This is a genomic window from Geobacillus sp. BK01, from assembly GCF_052220245.1.
Lineage (GTDB): Bacteria > Bacillota > Bacilli > Bacillales > Anoxybacillaceae > Geobacillus.
In genome coordinates, this window is record NZ_JBQPTH010000016.1 from 24,277 (window position 1) to 40,868 (window position 16,592).

The following is a 16,592-nucleotide window of genomic DNA, read 5'->3' on the forward strand; positions in this document are numbered from 1 at the left end:
GCGCAGCGGCGGGGATTCAACGATCGCGCCGGCCATTAGAAAGCGCCCTTCCCGCTTTAGGGAGGGCGCCTCTGTTACAGTTCGATGCTTTCGCCTGGTTTCAGCGCGCGGCCGACACCCGGCGGCAGAAGCGAGACGAACCGTTCCGGGTCTTGGGCGATCGGCGGGAACGTGTTGTAATGGATCGGTACGACGAGGTTCGCTCCAAGCCATTCAGCCGCCACCGCCGCGTCTTCCGGCCCCATCGTGAAGCTGTCGCCGATCGGCAGGAATGCGACATCGATGTTATGGCGCTCGCCGATCAGCTTCATGTCGGAAAACAGCCCGGTGTCGCCGGCATGGTAAATCGTTTTGCCTTCGGCCGTGAACAAAATGCCGGTCGGCATGCCTAAATAAATGATTTGCTTGTCATCGGTCACAAACCCGGAGCTATGGAACGCCTGCGTAAACTTGACCGTGCCAAAATCAAATTGGCGCGCCCCGCCAATGTTCATGCCGAACGTTTCGACCCCTTGCCAGCTTAAATACGTCGCCAATTCAAACGTCGCCACGACGAGGGCGTTGTTCCGCTTGGCGATCTCCACCGTGTCGCCGACATGATCCCCGTGCCCGTGCGTCAACAAAATGACATCCGCTTTCACATCTGCTGCGTTCAAATCGGTCGTCGCATTGCCGGTGATGAACGGGTCGATCAAAATCGTTTTTCCGTTCGTTTCCACGCGGACGACCGAATGGCCATGGTAGCTGATTTTCATCGCCACATCTCTCCTTTCCATTCCCATGATTCGCCGCCATCCGTCCATTTCCTTCTTTTCGCGCCTGTCCATTTACAAACGGCCCGTTTCTTGGTACGCTCAAAATGGACAACAGTGAAAAAAGGAAGGAAGGGAACGATGAACAAACGGCTGCAAGCATTTTCCTCTTGGCTTCAACAACAACATAGTTCATTCGCCTTCATCACGTCAAGTGCGAACGTGTTTTATTTGAGCGGCTTTTTTTGCGACCCGCACGAACGGCTGCTGGCGCTTTTGGTCTTTCCTGACGGCGAACCGGCGCTCGTCTGTCCGCAAATGGAAGCGCCGCGCGCCCGCCGGAGCGGCTTTCGGTATACGGTGATCGGCTATGACGACAGCGCCGACCCGTGGGATGAGATCCACCGCCACCTCAAAGCGCGCGGCATCAAGGCCGTCTCGATTGCCGTTGAGAAAAACGATTTGTCGTTCGCCCGCTTCGAGCGGCTCTCGGCGCTGTTTCCGAACAGCCAATGGCTCGATGCCGAAGATAAGCTGCGCCAGCTTCGCCTGATCAAAGACGAACAAGAAATGAAAGCGCTGCGCCAGGCGGCGGAGCTCGCCGACAAGGCGGTCGAAATCGGCGTTTCGGCCATCCGCCCGGGCGTGACAGAGCTTGAACTTGTCGCCGTCATTGAATATGAGCTGAAAAAACTCGGCGTCGAAGCGATGTCGTTTCCGACGACCGTGCTCACCGGCGCGAAAACGGCCGACCCGCACGGCGCGCCGGGGACAGCGGCGGTCGCACCGGGCGATTTCGTCTTGTTCGATTTAGGCGTCATCGTGGACGGGTATTGTTCGGACATCACCCGCACCGTCATTTGTCAAACGGCAAGCGACGAACAGCGGCTCATGTACGACACCGTCCGGCGCGCCCAACAAGCCGCCATCGACGTCTGCCGGCCGGGAACAGCCATGAAAGCGGTCGATGGCGCCGCCCGAACCGTCATCACCGAAGCCGGCTACGGGAACTATTTCACTCACCGCGTCGGCCACGGCTTAGGAATCGAAATCCACGAATACCCGTCGCTTCATGGCGCAAATAGCGAGCCGCTCGCCCCCGGCATGGTGTTTACGATCGAACCGGGCATTTACATTCCGTCCATCGGCGGCGTGCGCATTGAAGACGACGTCGCCGTCACAAACGGCGGCGTTGAGGTGTTGACGTCGTTTTCGAAGGAGCTGCTTATGGTATAACGGGGAACGTTGTCGGCGCATGAGCGCAGCAAAAAAGCTGTCCGCCGGCTCTGTCTGCAGACCGGTCGGACAGCTTTTTCCCTCTTCATCCTGTAAGCACGGAATGAACATCCGTATACGGCATGTTGTGCGCCGCCGCCACGGCTTCGTACACGATGTGCCCGTCAAGCGTGTTGATCCCTTTTAACAGCGCCGGGTTGTCGAGACAGGCGGTGCGGTAGCCTTTGTTGGCGATTTGCAAGGCGTACGGGATCGTGACGTTCGTTAAGGCGAACGTCGATGTGCGCGGCACCGCGCCCGGCATGTTGGCGACGGCGTAATGGACGACGCCGTGCTTGACATATGTCGGGTCATCGTGCGTCGTGACGCGGTCGGTCGTTTCGAAAATGCCGCCTTGGTCGATGGCAATGTCGACCAACACCGACCCTGGCATCATCGAGCGCACCATCTCTTCCGTCACCAGCTTCGGCGCTTTCGCCCCCGGGATCAAGACAGCGCCGACGACCAAGTCCGATTCGCGCACGCACTCGCCGATATGGTACGAGTTGGACATCAAGGTCGTCACGTGGTCGCCGAACAAGTCATCCAACTCGCGGAGCCGCTCGGCGTTAATGTCCAAAATCGTCACGTCCGCCCCGAGCCCGACCGCGATTTTTGCCGCGTTCGTCCCCGCCGTTCCGCCGCCGATGATCGTCACTTTGCCGCGCCGCACCCCAGGGACTCCGCCAAGCAAAATGCCTTTCCCGCCGTGCGGCTTTTCAAGAAATTGGGCGCCGACTTGCACCGACATGCGGCCGGCGACTTCGCTCATCGGCGTCAACAGCGGCAGCGAGCCGTTCGCCAGCTGCACCGTCTCGTAAGCGATGCCGACCACCTTTTGCTCGACAAGCGCTTTCGTGAGCGCTTCGGCCGCCGCCAAATGCAAATACGTAAACAAAATGAGCCCTGGACGGAAGTAGCGAAACTCTTCCGGCAGCGGCTCTTTCACTTTCAACACCATCTCCGCCGCCCAGGCGTCTTCCGCGTTCGGCACGATCACCGCGCCGGCTTTTTCATACTCGCTGTCGGTGAAGCCGGATTCGGCGCCGGCATTCGTTTCGACATACACGTCATGCCCGGCTTTGACGAGCGTCATCACGCCGGCCGGGGTGATGGCGACGCGGTTTTCGTTGTTTTTGATTTCCTTCGGAATGCCGATTTTCATCGTTTTTCCTCCTTTTTCCGTTCCGTTCACTCCCTTATTGTTTCCCTTTCGGCCAGAAAGCAAACAGAACGCGGTCAGGCGCACTTATTGGAAAACGTGACGATAAATGACGTTCTCTCCGCCCGTGACGTCAATGACCGCCCCGGTGATGAAATCCGAATCATCGTCACACAAAAAAGCGATGACGCGGGCGATGTCTTCACCCGTGCCCGGGCGCCCGACCGGCGCTTCGGCATCCGGCTTGGCGCGAGCAGCGGCGATCCCGGCTTCCTTCATAGCGCCGACAATGTTGCCTGGGCATACCATATTGGCGGTGATGCCGTATCCCGCTTCCTCCAAGGCGATCGTTTTCGTCAGCGACACGAGCCCGACTTTCGCCGCCCCGAACGCCGAACGGTACAACCATCCCGGCGCATCGGCCGCTCCTTGAAATCCGTACGTAATGATGCGGCCAAACCGTTGGCGGCGCATAATCGGGACCGTCCGCTTCACTAAATGAAACACCGCGCTTAAGTTTCCTTCGATCATCGTGTACCATTCATCGTCCGTATAATCGGCCAGCTTTTTCCGCTCAAAAATGTAAGGACCTGCGTTGTTAATGAGGCAATCAATGCGGCCGTACCGCTCCATGGCCGCATCCACCAACCGCGTCAAATCCTCTTTTCTTGTTACATCCCCTTTCACAAACTGAAGGCGGTCGGCGTCACTACGGTGTTTCTCAGCAAGCGAGTGCACCGCCTGTTCGTCGCTCCGGTAGTTCACCGTCACCGAATAGCCTTTCTCAAGCAGCAGCTCGGTCACCTTTCTCCCCAATCCTTTCGCTCCGGCCGTGATCAACGCATGCCGCACCATTCTCCCTCCTCATCACGATTTGCTGTCTCATTTTTACTTTACTACAAACAAGGAGGAATACAAAAAAATAACCATAGCGCATAGGCGCCATGGTTATTCGCCGACTTCGCGGCGCGGGTCGTAATACGATTCATCATCCTCAATAATGCCACTCTCGTACGATTCGGTAATTTGTTCGGTGATCGTCTGCACTTCTTCTTCCTCATACTTCCAGCCGTCATACCGCTTTTCCATCGCCCTTCCTCCCTTTTTTCACAAAATCTCAATATATGGTCTAGTTTCCCGCCAGTCAAACGAGGGTATACTATATATAGAGATAACATTTTTATCCAAAGGGAGTGGGAGAATATGACCACAATATACAAAACGATCGTCGTCGCCGTCGATGGCTCGAAGGAAGCGGAATGGGCGTTGAAAAAAGCGATCCAAATCGCCAAGCGAAACGGGGCGAAGCTCATTTTGTCCCATATCATCGACTTGCGCGGCTTTACGACGGTCGAGGCGCACGATTATGCCCTTGCCGAACGGTCGGAACAGTATGCAAACGAACTGCTCGAGCGGTATAAAAACGAAGCCGTCGCCGCCGGGCTCAATGACGTCGAGACCGATATCGAGTTCGGCTCGCCGAAAGTGAAAATCGCCAAAGAAGTGGCGCCGAAATATAAAGCCGATTTGATCATTTGCGGCGCAACCGGATTAAACGCCGTCGAACGGCTGCTCATTGGCAGCGTCTCGGAAAACATCGTCCGCCATGCGAAATGCGATGTGCTTGTTGTGCGGACGCCGAAAGAATAGCCTTCCGCGCCCAACGAACGCATCCATTCTCTGCGCCGCCGGTGAATGCCAAAAAAACACCCCGCCGTTACGGGGTGTTTAGCTTTTCTTTCGCTTTTTCAATCGCCGCCCGCACTTCGGCAAAACCGGTGCCGCCGGCGCTGTTGCGGCGGTTGACGGCCGTGCGCGGGTTCAAGGCGTCATAAATGTCTTCGTCAAAGAGCGGCGACGCCTCCCGATACACCTCAAGCGGCAAGTCGGCCAAAAAGACGCCTTTCTCAATGCAAAGCAGCACGAGCTTGCCGACGATTTCATGCGCCTCGCGGAACGGGACGCCTTTGGCGGCCAAGTAATCGGCGAGCTCGGTCGCGTTCGAAAAGTCTTGCTTCGTCGCCCGCTCCATGACATCAACGCGCACGTTCATCGTCTCGATCATGCCGGTGAAAATTTTCAACGACCCGACGACCGTCTTCACCGTATCGAACATGCCTTCCTTATCTTCTTGCATGTCTTTGTTGTAGGCGAGCGGCAGCCCTTTCATCACCGTGAGGAGCGCCATCAAGTGGCCGTACACGCGGCCGGTTTTGCCGCGGATGAGCTCGGCCATGTCCGGGTTTTTCTTTTGCGGCATGATGCTGCTGCCGGTCGCAAACGCATCATCGAGCTCAATGAACTGAAACTCTTGGCTTGACCAAAGAATGAGCTCTTCGGCGAGCCGCGACAGGTGCATCATGAGCATCGAGCTGTTGCTCAAAAATTCGATGATGAAATCGCGGTCGCTCACAGCGTCCAAGCTGTTTTCGTAAATGCCGGCAAAGCCCAACAGCTCCGCCGTCCGCCCGCGGTCGATCGGAAACGTCGTCCCGGCGAGCGCCCCGGCGCCGAGCGGCGAGCGGTTGATGCGCGTTTGCGACTCGGAAAACCGTTCATAGTCGCGCTCGAGCATCCACACATATGCGAGCAGATGGTGGGCAAACGAAATCGGCTGCGCCCGCTGCAAATGCGTATACCCGGGCATGATCGTCTCGACGTGCGTTTCCGCCTGCGCGACAAGCGCCCGCTGCAGCCCGCGGATGAGGCCAAGAATCTCCGCAACGCGCTTGCGCAAGTATAAATGCATGTCGGTCGCCACTTGGTCGTTCCGGCTCCGTCCGGTGTGCAGCTTGCCGCCGACCGGACCGATGTCGTCGATCAACATTTTTTCAATGTTTAAATGGATGTCTTCATACGCCACGGAAAACTCGAGTTCCCCTCGCTTGGCTTTTTCCAACAGGCGGTTCAGCCCGCCTTTGATCTTCTCGACGTCTTCCGCCGGCAAAATGCCGCACTCGCCGAGCATCGTCACATGGGCGAGGCTGCCCTCGATGTCTTCTTCCACCAGCTCCTGGTCGAACGGGATCGACGCGCCGAACTCGTCGACCCATTCTTCCGCTGTTTTCGTAAACCGTCCGCCCCAAAGTTTTTTCACGAATCTCGCCGCAGAGGAATGCGACTTCCTCCTTCCTGTTCCCGATGGTTTATTGGCCGGTCGGCACCGACGCTTTGTTTGGCTTGTTCACGATGCTGTTGACTTTCGTCGGCAAGCCGTACAGCGTGATGAACCCGACGGCTGCTTGATGGTCAAACTCGTCTTCTGACGTATATGTCGCCAATTTTTCATCATAGAGCGAGAACGGCGATTTGCGCCCTTCGACGATCGCATGGCCTTTAAACAACTTCACGCGCACGACGCCGGTGACGTTTTTCTGCGTTTCCTTCAAAAACGCGACGAGCGCGTCTTTAAGCGGCGAAAACCAAAGGCCGTTGTAGATGACTTCGGCGATTTTTTGCTCGATGAGCGGTTTGAAATGGGCGACTTCCCGCACCAATGTCAAATCTTCGAGCTCTTTATGCGCTTTGATCAAGGTCATGGCGCCCGGGCATTCGTACACTTCGCGCGATTTGATGCCGACAAGGCGGTTTTCGACATGGTCGATGCGCCCGACGCCGTGCTTGCCGGCCAACGCGTTCAACTCCAAAATGAGCTGCGCGAGCGGGTATGCCTTCCCGTTTAACGTCACCGGCACACCTTGTTCAAAGCCGATTTCAATCACATCCGGCACATCCGGGGCATTTTCAAGCGAAGCGGTGAGCTCGTACGCTTCTTCCGGCGGCGCGGCCCACGGATCTTCCAAAATGCCGCACTCGTTGCTGCGGCCCCATAAGTTTTGGTCAATCGAAAACGGGCTGTCCAGATCGACCGGAATCGGAATGCCGTGCTGTTTCGCATATTCGATTTCTTCCTCGCGCGACCAGCTCCATTCGCGCACCGGGGCGATGACGTCCAAATCCGGATTGAGCGCTTTGATCGACACTTCAAAGCGCACTTGGTCGTTCCCTTTCCCCGTGCAGCCGTGAGCGACCGCCACCGCGCCTTCGAGCTCGGCGATTTCAACGAGTTTTTTCGCGATGAGCGGACGCGACAGCGCCGAGACGAGCGGATATTTCCCTTCATACAAGGCGTTTGCCTGCAGAGCGATGAGCGCATACTCGTTCGCAAACTCGTCTTTGACGTCGATCACGTACGATTTGATCGCGCCGACTTTGAGCGCTTTTTCTTTCACGAAATCAAGGTCTTTTCCTTCCCCAAGGTCCAAGCAGCACGCGATCACATCATAGCCGCGCTCCTGGAGCCATTTGATTGCCACCGATGTATCTAAACCGCCAGAATAGGCCAACACCAATTTTGGATTTGCCATGGTCGTTCCCCTCTCCTGTCACATAAATATACTTAATCATAAATAAATATTCAAATTGAGCACATTATCACTTTATCAGCTTTCGGATCATTTTTCAATACATATTCATAAAAAAGCATAAAAATTCCACCGCGCTCTAAGGGGACGTTTTGTATAATAAAAGAAAAGGAGGCAAAGAAAATGAACGGCATCTTCATCGACGACAAGCGGCTCGGCATCCGCCTGCCGCATTTGGACAAGCCTTGGGACGACTACAGCGCAGATGAGCAAGAGGCGATTTTGCTTGAGTGGGAGGCGATCCGCGGCTTGATCCCCGACCGCATCGCCGCCCTGGAGCGAAAAATCGATGAAAAGCAAGACGAACTCGGCCGCGAAACCGACTTCGAACGCTCGTGCCAACTGAATGCGGAAGTAGCGGAACTCGCTTCCATCATCAATGATTTATGGATTTGGTATCGGGTCAGTCCCCATGTTTCCTTTGAAAAGGAAGGGACGGGATGACCAACTTCGCGTACGCCCCGACCGCGTACCGGGCGATGGCGGCAGCCGGCGCGGACGTCATTCGCCGCTATCAGCTGAACGTGCACGCCATGAGCTCGGCCGGCGAACCGCTCAATCCGGAAGTCATCCGCTTTTTTCCAAGAACATGTGGGCGTCACGATCCACGACCATTATGGCTTGTCGGAGACGTTGATGCTAAGCGCTTCATCCTGCGCAATCAAGAACGGGAAAAATGCATCAAGGCTTGATGAATGAAAGAGGATGCCCGCAGCGGGCATCCTCTTTTTCGCTTATGTTCTCTTTTCGTCAACGCGGCGCCCTATCCTTCCGAATCTCCCGCACGACATGCCCAAGCTCAGGCAAAATAAGCTTCGTCATCGCGAGGCGCACGGCGCCGGTCGAGCCGGGGGTGCAAAAGACGGCGGTGTCCATCGCCACGCCGGCGACGGCGCGCGACAGCATGGCGGCCGGGCCGATGTCTTCCGTATAGCTTAAGAAACGGAACAGCTCGCCAAAGCCGACGAGCTCTTTCTCGAGCAGCGCGCCGACCGTTTCGATCGTGACGTCGCGCTTGGCGATGCCGGTGCCGCCGTTCGTGAGCACGACGTCGACGTCAAGGCGGCGGCAGCCGTCGAGCACCGCCGCGCGAATGGCGTCCGCTTCATCTTTCACGATTTCATAGCCGGCGACCTCATGTCCGGATTCCGTGAGCAGCTCGATCATCAGCCGGCCGCTCCGGTCGGTTTCCTCGGTTCTTGTGTCGCTGACGGTGATGACTTTGCAGCGGACGGTTTTGGGGGCTTCTTGTTTATGTTCGCTTGTGCTCATCGGTTTCATCTCCTTTGCATTCGGTTACCTATAGTATAGCAAAAACATCCTTCCCGCCGGCGCGAAGCGGAACGCCCATGAGCGCAAATCTTGTACACTTTTGGACAAAAATATTTGTTATATAATAGACAGAATTGTTATAATATTAACACATAGGGGAAACGCGTCTATCCATTTATGCGGAGGGGATCGGTGTAGGGGAAGGAGGGAAGAGCGTTGCATCGCACGTTAAACGAAAAGCTGCAGTCCGTTTTGCAAGATGGGATGACGGTCATCGGGCAGCATCACGGGCCCATCGTCGCCCGCTGGCATGAAAAATGGCGCGACTTGCAAGAAAAAGGGCATTTAGCGGCTCCTTTAGTGGAAACAGCCATTCGCCTGCTTTCCTGCTATTTTTCCAAAACGGGCGGCGAAGTCCGCGAATGGCTGAAAGCTGTCGGCGAAGCTTGGCGGACCGATCCTCATTTTGCGCCTTCAAACAAAGTGACGTTTGTGTTCACGCTGCTGGAAAACGCTGTTCATGAGGTGGTGCAGTCCGCGCCTGGCAGCACGTTTTACGACCGGCAGGCGGTCCAATATTTGTTTTCCAAAATGTATGAAGCCGCCTTTTCCCAAACGACCGACGGCGAGCCGGACATCGGCCGTTTTTTGGAGCAGCTCGCCGCTTCCAGGCAGCTTCCGATTGAGTGGATCGCCCAACTGGACAAGACGGACGGCCGTTTTTCGATTCAAAAACTATACGGAGAAACGGACTGGCTTCCGGACGACGTTCCGACGCTCGAAGCGGACACGATTTTTTCTCTGTCCGAGCAGCTGCTTTCCCGCATGCCAAAGACGGGAAAGAAGCGGCGCGTCATTCCGCTTCCGTGGGAAGAAACCGTTTTCCTGTTTTGCACCGGTGAAACGGAGCAGCAAGTGCTTCCGTTTCTCCTGCATGCGCTCGAGCTGTTCCACGCCGGGGGCATGGCGCTCGAACAAACAAAGCAGGACCAGCTTTGGAAAGATGCCGTCATTTTGTTCGACCGTTGGATTATGCGTGCCAAATCGCTGCAGCAGGCGGTCGAATACATCGCCTCCGGTTTTGTCACCTATTTGCCGTTTGAACGGTGCGCGCTGTTCGCCTACTCGAGCGCCAATGAAAGCGGATTCGGCCTTTACGGCTATAAGCTCGACAATGACAAAATCAAAAGCATTCACGAAAGCCTGAACGGCTTGCCGCTCATTAAACAGTACATGCAACAGCTCGAGCTGCTCGGCAGCCATATGGCGAACGTGCCGCCTATCTACATGGCAGATGCGGCGGAAGGGCTGCCGGTGAAATATGTCAAGCAGTTTCAGCTCGAGTCGATCGTCATCGCCCCAGTGTATGCCCCGTCGGAAAGCCGGCTCATCGGCGCAGCCATTTTGGATCAAGGGCCTGGCCGGCCGTTTACGCTCTCGAGCGATATTTTCACCGCCGTCATGAAATTCGGCCAAAGCGCCGGGGAAATGCTGGCGAAATTCAGCGGCGGCCGCCCCGAATGGTCCCATCCCGCCCCGCACTTGTCGCCGCGGGAAATGGAAGTGTTGAAGCTCGTCGCCGAAGGAGCCTCGACGTATGAGGCGGCAAAGCGTCTCCATTTAAGCGAATACACGGTGCGCGACTATGTATCGGCCATCTTGCAAAAAATGAACGCCAAAAACCGGACCGAGGCGATTGTGAAAGCGATTCGCGACGGAATCATTTAACATCTTCCCGAAAGAAGTCTCCCACTTCTAAGCGAAGCGAAAGTGGGAGATGAATTTCGGTTGGCGTCAGCCAACGAATAGGATCGAATATGTCTAGAACGGACACCTTCGGAACGAAGGGAAGCGTAAAGGGTTCTTGTGTGCGGCTTACCGTTCGGCGAACACACACAAGTCGCTTGAAGCCTCCACCTCTAAGCGAAGTATAGGTGGTGGGTAGTTCACAGGGCACCGAGAAAAAAGGGGCGGCACGCCCCTTTTTCTCTTTCCGCCGGCGGCGCCCTCCGGCCTATGGCAGCGCCCCCAGCCAGCCGCTCAGCTCTTTTGCTTGTTTCTCGAGCTGCTGCTTGAGTTTTTGCAGCTGTTCAAGCTGCGCTTCGTGCTGCCGGATGCTCTCAGCCGTCTGTTCGATCGCCTTTTTCGCTTCATTGGCGTCCAAAAACGGCAGCGGACCCATCCGTTCCTCAGCCGCCTCCTTCTTATCGGCCAGCTCCCGCTGCGCGTTTTCGAGCTGCGCTTTTGTTTGCTCGAGGGCGGCGTTGATTTGTTTCAGCTGCTCATCCAGCAGCTCCTGTCCATCGTTGACGGCTTTCTCCACCCCTTCTGCCGCCTCCCCGTTCAAGCCGTCCTGCACAGCTTCTTTGATCTCCTCGATGAGCCGGCTCGTTTCTTCCTGTTTCTCGGTTATGCTCTCAATCAGCCCGCCAACGGGATTCGTTCCAGGGGAGGATGACGGCGGCGGTTCTGGCTCAGCTGCCGGAGAGTCCCCTTCTTCCGGAGAAGAACCGCTGCCGTTGCCGCCGCCTGCTGATTCACCGTCCGACGTTGGAAGGGGCGGTGCCGCCCCCGGCTGGCTGCCCGGCCCGGACCCCGACTGGCCGTCAGGCGCGGAAGCGGGCGGTGCGGATCCCGATTGGTCATCAGGCGCCGAAGCGGGCGGTGCAGACCCCGACTGGTCATCAGGCGCCGAAGCGGGCGGTTTCTCTCCCTGCAGCGCCGGCTCGTCCGGCTCCTTCACAGGCGGTTCATCTGCTCCCGATGGCGCTTCCGGCTGCTGCCCGCTGGCCGTCTCAGGCGAGCCACCGCTGTCCGCCGGAGCAGCGCCGAAGGCAACGGAAGCTGACAGCTGCGGGATCGCCAGTTCGTCGGCTGTCAGTTCCGTCGCCACGACCGTTACATCTTTCAAACATTGCTCGACAAGCGGCACGCCGTCTGTGCACAGCCCGCCGATTTTCAGTTTTTTCACTCTCATTTTCAACCATTTCGTCTGCGCCGCTTGATCGGTATGAAACGTAAACGACACCGTATGCCCGGCCATCGTTTGCTGTTTTGTCAACGTCATCCCGTATATTTTCGCTTGCATAAAGGCGATCGGCATGTCTCCCGTGAACAGGACCGGCATTTTTAGCACGATTCCGCCCAAATCAAGCGTTCCCACTACTTTATCGGCATGAATGACAAAGCCCGAAGGCTCCTGCCCTTCCGCCGCCGCCCGGCCGGCGCCCAACAGCCAGCCGGCCGCCGCCGCCAAAACGGCCAGCACGGAAAGGACCGCGATTCGCTGCAATCGTTTTGCCATCTTCATCCTCCTGTCAGCCGCCCTGCGCCGGTTTTCACCGTTCCGCCTCGCTCAGCGTTTTTTCGAGCTCCTCGACGCTGTCAACCCGCTTCGCCCGGCTGATTTGCTGTTTACGGATGTTGAACTGCTTGACGACATAGCGGTTGAGCAGGTCATAGTCGATTTCCAACGCATACGTGCGGGCGAGCTGCTGCTGGCGCTTGCCGAGCTCGGTCAAATAGGCGACATAGCCGGTGACATGCGGCCATAATTCATCCATATACTTGATGAACAACTCGTAATACCGCTCGTCTTCGTTGACAAGCCGCTGGATCGTGTACAGGCCGAACTGAATATGGCGGCCTTCGTCCATGTTCAAGTAATCGATCCCTTGCAGAAGGCCCGGGAACAGCCCGGCTTTTTTGTAAATTTGCCGGAACGTGTAATAGCCTGACTCGGCCAGCGTCCCTTCGACGATCATGTTGTAGACGGTGGCGGCGCGGATGACCGCTTCCGGCGAGTCGTCGGTGTACAGCCGGTTCATCGCGTCCGGCAGCGCCTCGTAAAAGATGCGCTTGTAATCGTCGTTATGGAAGACGGATAAATCCATTTGCCCGATGCCGACCGCCTGCTGCCAGCGGGAAAACATCTCGACATGCTTCGCTTCATCGTGCATAAATGTCGTCAAAAACAACACATCTTCAAGCCGCCCTTGGCGCGCGAGGGCGTGGGCCATCGGCAAAATGTCGAGCGTCACCGCCTCTTCCCCGGCCGAGAAGCCGGCGATAAGCGGCAGCGCGGAAATTTTTTCTTCGCTCGTCAAACTGGCAAAATCCTTCTGGTCTTGGCTGAAATCGATGTCCGCCGGATTCCACTTCCCGTTTCGCTTCGCTTTTTCATACAGTTTGTACATTGGATGCTCCCAATCGATCGTTCCTTTCACCGTTTGAAAGCCGTCATGATGGACCATCGTGATCTCCCTCCCCTTATGAAAAATCGATCGTGATGCGCCGCTGTTCGTCCTTTTAAAACAACGTCATCGGCCGTTCATTGAGGTCGCAAATGACCGTTTTCGTCTCGAGATACGCGTCAAGCGCCTGCATCCCGAGCTCGCGGCCGAGTCCGCTTTGCTTGCAGCCGCCAAACGGCGCGGTCGGCGACAGCACTTGGTACGTGTTGATCCAAACGGTTCCGCTTTTCACCCGCCGCGAGAGGCGGAGCGCCCGCTTGATGTCGTTCGTCCACACCGCGGCGGCCAAGCCGTACATCGTCCCGTTGGCGATGCGGACCGCTTCCTCCTCCCCTTCAAACGGAATGACCGCCGCCACCGGTCCGAAAATTTCTTCACAGGCGATGCGCATCGACGGCGTGACGTCAGCAAAAACGGTCGGTTCGATGAAATAGCCGCCCCGCTCATCCAAAGCGCTCCCGCCGGCGGCGAGCCTCGCTCCTTCCCGCTTGCCGATGTCGATGTAGCGCAATACTTTTTCGTATTGCTCCCGGCTGATGACAGGGCCCAAGTCGTTGCGCGCATCCGCACCGGGACCGACTTTCAGCTTTTTCGCCCGCTCGGCCAGCCGCTCGACAAACGGTTCGTACACCGCACGTTCAACCAAAATGCGGCTTCCGGCCTGGCACACTTGCCCGGAGTTGTAAAATACGCCAAACAGGGCGCTTTTCGCCGCCTGTTCAAGATCGGCGTCGGCGAAGATGATGTTCGGCGACTTCCCGCCGAGTTCAAGCGTCACCCGCTTGATGTAGGGCGCGGCAGCCTGCAAAATATGGCGGCCGGTCGCCGTCTCGCCGGTGAAGGCGATTTTCGGCACGCCCGGATGGCGGACGAGCGCTTTGCCGGCTTCATCGAGCCCGGGCAGGACGTTGACAACCCCTTCCGGCACGCCGGCCTCATGGCAAAGTTCGGCGAGTTTGAGCGCGGTCAGCGGCGTTTCCGGCGCCGGTTTCAACACGATCGTGCAGCCGGCGGCGAGCGCCGGGGCGATTTTCCATGTCGGCATCAAAAGCGGGAAATTCCACGGGGTGATGAGCCCCGCCACCCCGATCGGCTCTTTGACCGTCCACGTCATGTAATCAGAGGCCGCGCCGGCGACGGAAAACGGCAGCACCTCCCCGTGCGGCTTGACAACGAGCGAGGCGAAAAAGTCGAAGCAGTCGGCGGCGAGCGGAATTTCAATAAACAGCGCCTGATTGACCGGCATGCCGTTTTCCCGCGTCATGAGCTGTGCGAGTTCATGGTGGTGCTGGCGGATCAGCTCGGCGATGCGCCGCAAGATGCGCCCGCGCTCAAGCGGCGGCATCGACAGCCAGCGCTGATCGTCAAACGCCTCTTGAGCGATGGCGACCGCTTTGTCGACATCCGCTTCCCCGGCGTTGGCGACGCGGGCCGTCACCCGCCCTGCCGCCGGATCGATGACGTCAAACATCGCCCCGTCCGCCGCCGGCTGCCACTCGCCGCCGATCCATAAATACGCTTCGGTTGTTTTGGCAGAAATCACCATTATCTCTCCTTTCCAATGCCCCTCCTTCCTGCTGGCAAGGAGGAACCCGCGTGTCCTTCGTCCGATGAACCCGGCGCCATGCCCGAAGACGCCATGCAGCGCACCGTTTCGTCCGCTCGGCGGCCATAGCGGCCGGGCAATGCGGCGGCCGATGTTCTCATTTCCGTTTCCCGTTTGTTCACCGCTGCAGCAAATCGTCCCGCCCGATTTCTTGCAAATATTCGCGGTACGCCGGGTAAATGGCGTCCAGCTGCGGCAATACTTTCAAGGCGTTGACAAGCGGCCCTTGCACTTTGATCTGCTGGCGGGCGAGCGCCTGCTGCAAGTCGAGCTTGCCGAGCCAAAACTTATGCCCGACATCGGCCGTCTGCTCAAACACGAGCTCCGGACGCAAGCCTGTTTCGCCACAGACGATTTTCAACGCCCCGTTTTCGACGGTCCATGTTATTTTCGCTTCCGGCTTATGGAAAACGTATTGGACAAACGCGTCATAACCGAGCCCGAGCTCCGTCGAGGCGATCAGTTCTTTCGACTCTTCCGTTTCGGCCACCCGCTCAAAAAAGCGGCCGAGCACATCGTACAATTCTTGTTCGCTTTGAAAGACGGGCATATCGATCCTCCTTTTTTTCCGTTCGTTCTTCCATTCAGCCGGCGGACGGCGGCTGCCGGGCGCTTCGTCCACGGCGATGGCGCCATCCGCGCCAACCGAATCGTTCATTCCGCAAAACGGATGATGCCGCGAATGTTTTGCCCGCTTTTTAGGGCGGCAAACCCGTCGTTGATTTGCTCGAGGGAATAGACCGCGCTGATGAGCGGCTCAAGCTTCAGCTTGCCGGCCGCATACAAGTCAAGCAGCTTCGGGTAGTCCACCGGCGGGTTGCCTTGGCCGAGCCAGGAGCCGGTCAGCGTTTTCGCCTGCGACGGCAAGGAAAACGCGTTGATCCCCACCGTCTCATGCGGGGCGGCGATGCCGACGATGACCGTCATTCCCCCTTTTCTCGCCATGTTGTACGCATCGGCCATCGTTTCCGGACGGCCGATCGCTTCAAACGCGTAGTCGACGCCGAGGCCGTCGGTCAAGTCGAGCACGGCGCTGACGGCGTCCTCCTCGCGGGCGTTGACGGTGTGCGTCGCCCCGAACGTTTTCGTCGCCGCCAGTTTCTCGTCGACGACATCAACGGCAATCACTTGTTTCGCCCCGGCCAAGGCGGCGCCTTGAATAATGTTGAACCCGACGCCGCCGGCGCCAACGACCGCCACCGTGCTGCCGGGGCGCACTTGCGCGGTGTGGATGGCAGCGCCCACGCCGGTGATGACGCTGCAGCCGACCAAGGCGGCCACCTCAAACGGCACGTCGCGGCGGATCGGGATGGCCGCCTGTTCCGGCACGACGGTATATTCGCTGAACGCCCCGGCGGTTAAAAATTGGTACACCGTCTTTCCTTTCCACCAAAAACGCGTCGTCCCGTCAAGAAGCGTGCCGGTCGCCGTCAGCCGCGCCGCCTCTTCGCAAAGGTCGGGCCGCCCGGTGCGGCACCAGCGGCAGCGGCCGCATGACGGCACCCAGTTCAAGACGACATGGTCGCCGACTTGCACGCTCGTGACTCCTTCCCCGACTTCTTCCACAATGCCCGCTCCTTCGTGCCCAAGCACGATCGGCAGCGGAAGAGGCAGTTGCCCTTGAATGACATGCCAGTCGCTATGGCAAAGGCCCGCCGCTTTCAGTTTCACCTTCACTTCTCCGCGCTTAGGGCCCGCCACTTCCACGTCTTCAACCGCCAGCGGCTCCCCGTAGCGGTGCAAAATGGCAGCTTTCGCCATATACCGTTCCCTCCTTGTTCCCTCCCGTTGTTCAAAGGCGAAGCCCGCTCTGACAACACCCGCCAATGCCCAAGGGGACAAGCCCGG

16 protein-coding genes and 1 pseudogene are annotated in these 16,592 nt (G+C 57.8%); 5 read left to right on the plus strand and 12 right to left on the minus strand.

Going from position 1 to position 16,592, the window contains the following annotated elements:
• Positions 1–74: 74 nt before the first annotated feature.
• Positions 75–755, minus strand: coding sequence for a metal-dependent hydrolase (locus ACTVDO_RS13600; protein ID WP_020960880.1), 681 nt, complete (start codon positions 753–755; stop codon positions 75–77).
• A 138-nt stretch (positions 756–893) separates the two neighbouring features.
• Between ACTVDO_RS13600 and ACTVDO_RS13605 the strand changes: the two genes are divergently transcribed.
• Positions 894–1,988: a M24 family metallopeptidase gene (locus ACTVDO_RS13605; protein ID WP_442901696.1), complete on the plus strand. Its 1,095-nt coding sequence runs from the start codon at positions 894–896 to the stop codon at positions 1,986–1,988.
• Between the two features lie 85 nt (positions 1,989–2,073).
• Here the strand turns inward: ACTVDO_RS13605 and ald are convergent, their stop codons facing one another.
• The 3 genes from ald to ACTVDO_RS13620 form a co-directional block, all read right to left on the minus strand.
• Positions 2,074–3,192 carry an alanine dehydrogenase gene (ald, locus tag ACTVDO_RS13610; protein WP_023817702.1) on the minus strand — a complete coding sequence of 373 codons (1,119 nt, stop codon included), beginning with the start codon at positions 3,190–3,192 and terminating at the stop codon, positions 2,074–2,076.
• Between the two features lie 84 nt (positions 3,193–3,276).
• Positions 3,277–4,041 (minus strand): SDR family oxidoreductase, encoded by a 765-nt coding sequence (locus ACTVDO_RS13615; protein ID WP_442901712.1) that lies wholly within the window; start codon positions 4,039–4,041, stop codon positions 3,277–3,279.
• A gap of 96 nt (positions 4,042–4,137) precedes the next feature.
• The gene (locus ACTVDO_RS13620) at positions 4,138–4,278 is read right to left on the minus strand and encodes a hypothetical protein (RefSeq protein ID WP_020960884.1); all 141 of its coding nucleotides are present in this window, start codon (positions 4,276–4,278) and stop codon (positions 4,138–4,140) included.
• 114 nt (positions 4,279–4,392) lie between these two features.
• Between ACTVDO_RS13620 and ACTVDO_RS13625 the strand changes: the two genes are divergently transcribed.
• Entirely contained in the window at positions 4,393–4,839 is a 447-nt protein-coding gene (locus ACTVDO_RS13625) for a universal stress protein (protein ID WP_442901697.1), read from the plus strand.
• Between the two features lie 67 nt (positions 4,840–4,906).
• Here the strand turns inward: ACTVDO_RS13625 and argH are convergent, their stop codons facing one another.
• Both argH and ACTVDO_RS13635 read right to left on the minus strand, forming a co-directional pair.
• A complete protein-coding gene (gene argH, locus ACTVDO_RS13630; RefSeq protein ID WP_442901698.1) occupies positions 4,907–6,286 on the minus strand; it encodes an argininosuccinate lyase in 1,380 nt (459 codons plus the stop codon).
• A 49-nt stretch (positions 6,287–6,335) separates the two neighbouring features.
• On the minus strand, positions 6,336–7,556 hold the full coding sequence (locus tag ACTVDO_RS13635) for an argininosuccinate synthase (RefSeq protein WP_442901699.1): 1,221 nt from the start codon (positions 7,554–7,556) through the stop codon (positions 6,336–6,338).
• Between the two features lie 180 nt (positions 7,557–7,736).
• Between ACTVDO_RS13635 and ACTVDO_RS13640 the strand changes: the two genes are divergently transcribed.
• Both ACTVDO_RS13640 and ACTVDO_RS13645 read left to right on the plus strand, forming a co-directional pair.
• Positions 7,737–8,057 (plus strand): hypothetical protein, encoded by a 321-nt coding sequence (locus tag ACTVDO_RS13640; protein WP_020960888.1) that lies wholly within the window; start codon positions 7,737–7,739, stop codon positions 8,055–8,057.
• Positions 8,054–8,255 (plus strand): annotated as a pseudogene (locus ACTVDO_RS13645) (AMP-binding protein); the annotation flags it as partial. The gene ACTVDO_RS13640 and the pseudogene ACTVDO_RS13645, both read left to right, overlap by 4 nt.
• 108 nt (positions 8,256–8,363) lie before the next feature.
• On the opposite strand, the gene ACTVDO_RS13650 reads toward ACTVDO_RS13645, so the two are convergent.
• On the minus strand, positions 8,364–8,885 hold the full coding sequence (locus ACTVDO_RS13650; RefSeq protein WP_020960889.1) for a MogA/MoaB family molybdenum cofactor biosynthesis protein: 522 nt from the start codon (positions 8,883–8,885) through the stop codon (positions 8,364–8,366).
• 216 nt (positions 8,886–9,101) lie between these two features.
• Here ACTVDO_RS13650 and ACTVDO_RS13655 point away from each other — a divergent pair, with 216 nt between their 5' ends.
• Positions 9,102–10,613, plus strand: coding sequence for a response regulator transcription factor (locus tag ACTVDO_RS13655; RefSeq protein WP_442901700.1), 1,512 nt, complete (start codon positions 9,102–9,104; stop codon positions 10,611–10,613).
• Between the two features lie 286 nt (positions 10,614–10,899).
• Here the strand turns inward: ACTVDO_RS13655 and ACTVDO_RS13660 are convergent, their stop codons facing one another.
• The 5 genes from ACTVDO_RS13660 to ACTVDO_RS13680 all read right to left on the minus strand — a co-directional run bounded on the left by ACTVDO_RS13660 (position 10,900) and on the right by ACTVDO_RS13680 (position 16,505).
• Positions 10,900–12,189 (minus strand): hypothetical protein, encoded by a 1,290-nt coding sequence (locus ACTVDO_RS13660; RefSeq protein WP_442901701.1) that lies wholly within the window; start codon positions 12,187–12,189, stop codon positions 10,900–10,902.
• A gap of 34 nt (positions 12,190–12,223) precedes the next feature.
• The gene (locus ACTVDO_RS13665) at positions 12,224–13,138 is read right to left on the minus strand and encodes a R2-like ligand-binding oxidase (RefSeq protein WP_442901702.1); all 915 of its coding nucleotides are present in this window, start codon (positions 13,136–13,138) and stop codon (positions 12,224–12,226) included.
• 55 nt (positions 13,139–13,193) lie between these two features.
• On the minus strand, positions 13,194–14,681 hold the full coding sequence (locus ACTVDO_RS13670; RefSeq protein ID WP_442901713.1) for an aldehyde dehydrogenase family protein: 1,488 nt from the start codon (positions 14,679–14,681) through the stop codon (positions 13,194–13,196).
• Positions 14,682–14,862: 181 nt separating this feature from the next.
• Positions 14,863–15,402 carry a hypothetical protein gene (locus ACTVDO_RS13675; protein ID WP_442901703.1) on the minus strand — a complete coding sequence of 180 codons (540 nt, stop codon included), beginning with the start codon at positions 15,400–15,402 and terminating at the stop codon, positions 14,863–14,865.
• Positions 15,399–16,505: a Zn-dependent alcohol dehydrogenase gene (locus tag ACTVDO_RS13680; protein ID WP_442901704.1), complete on the minus strand. Its 1,107-nt coding sequence runs from the start codon at positions 16,503–16,505 to the stop codon at positions 15,399–15,401. Before ACTVDO_RS13680 ends, ACTVDO_RS13675 begins: the two co-directional genes overlap by 4 nt.
• Positions 16,506–16,592: the final 87 nt, after the last annotated feature.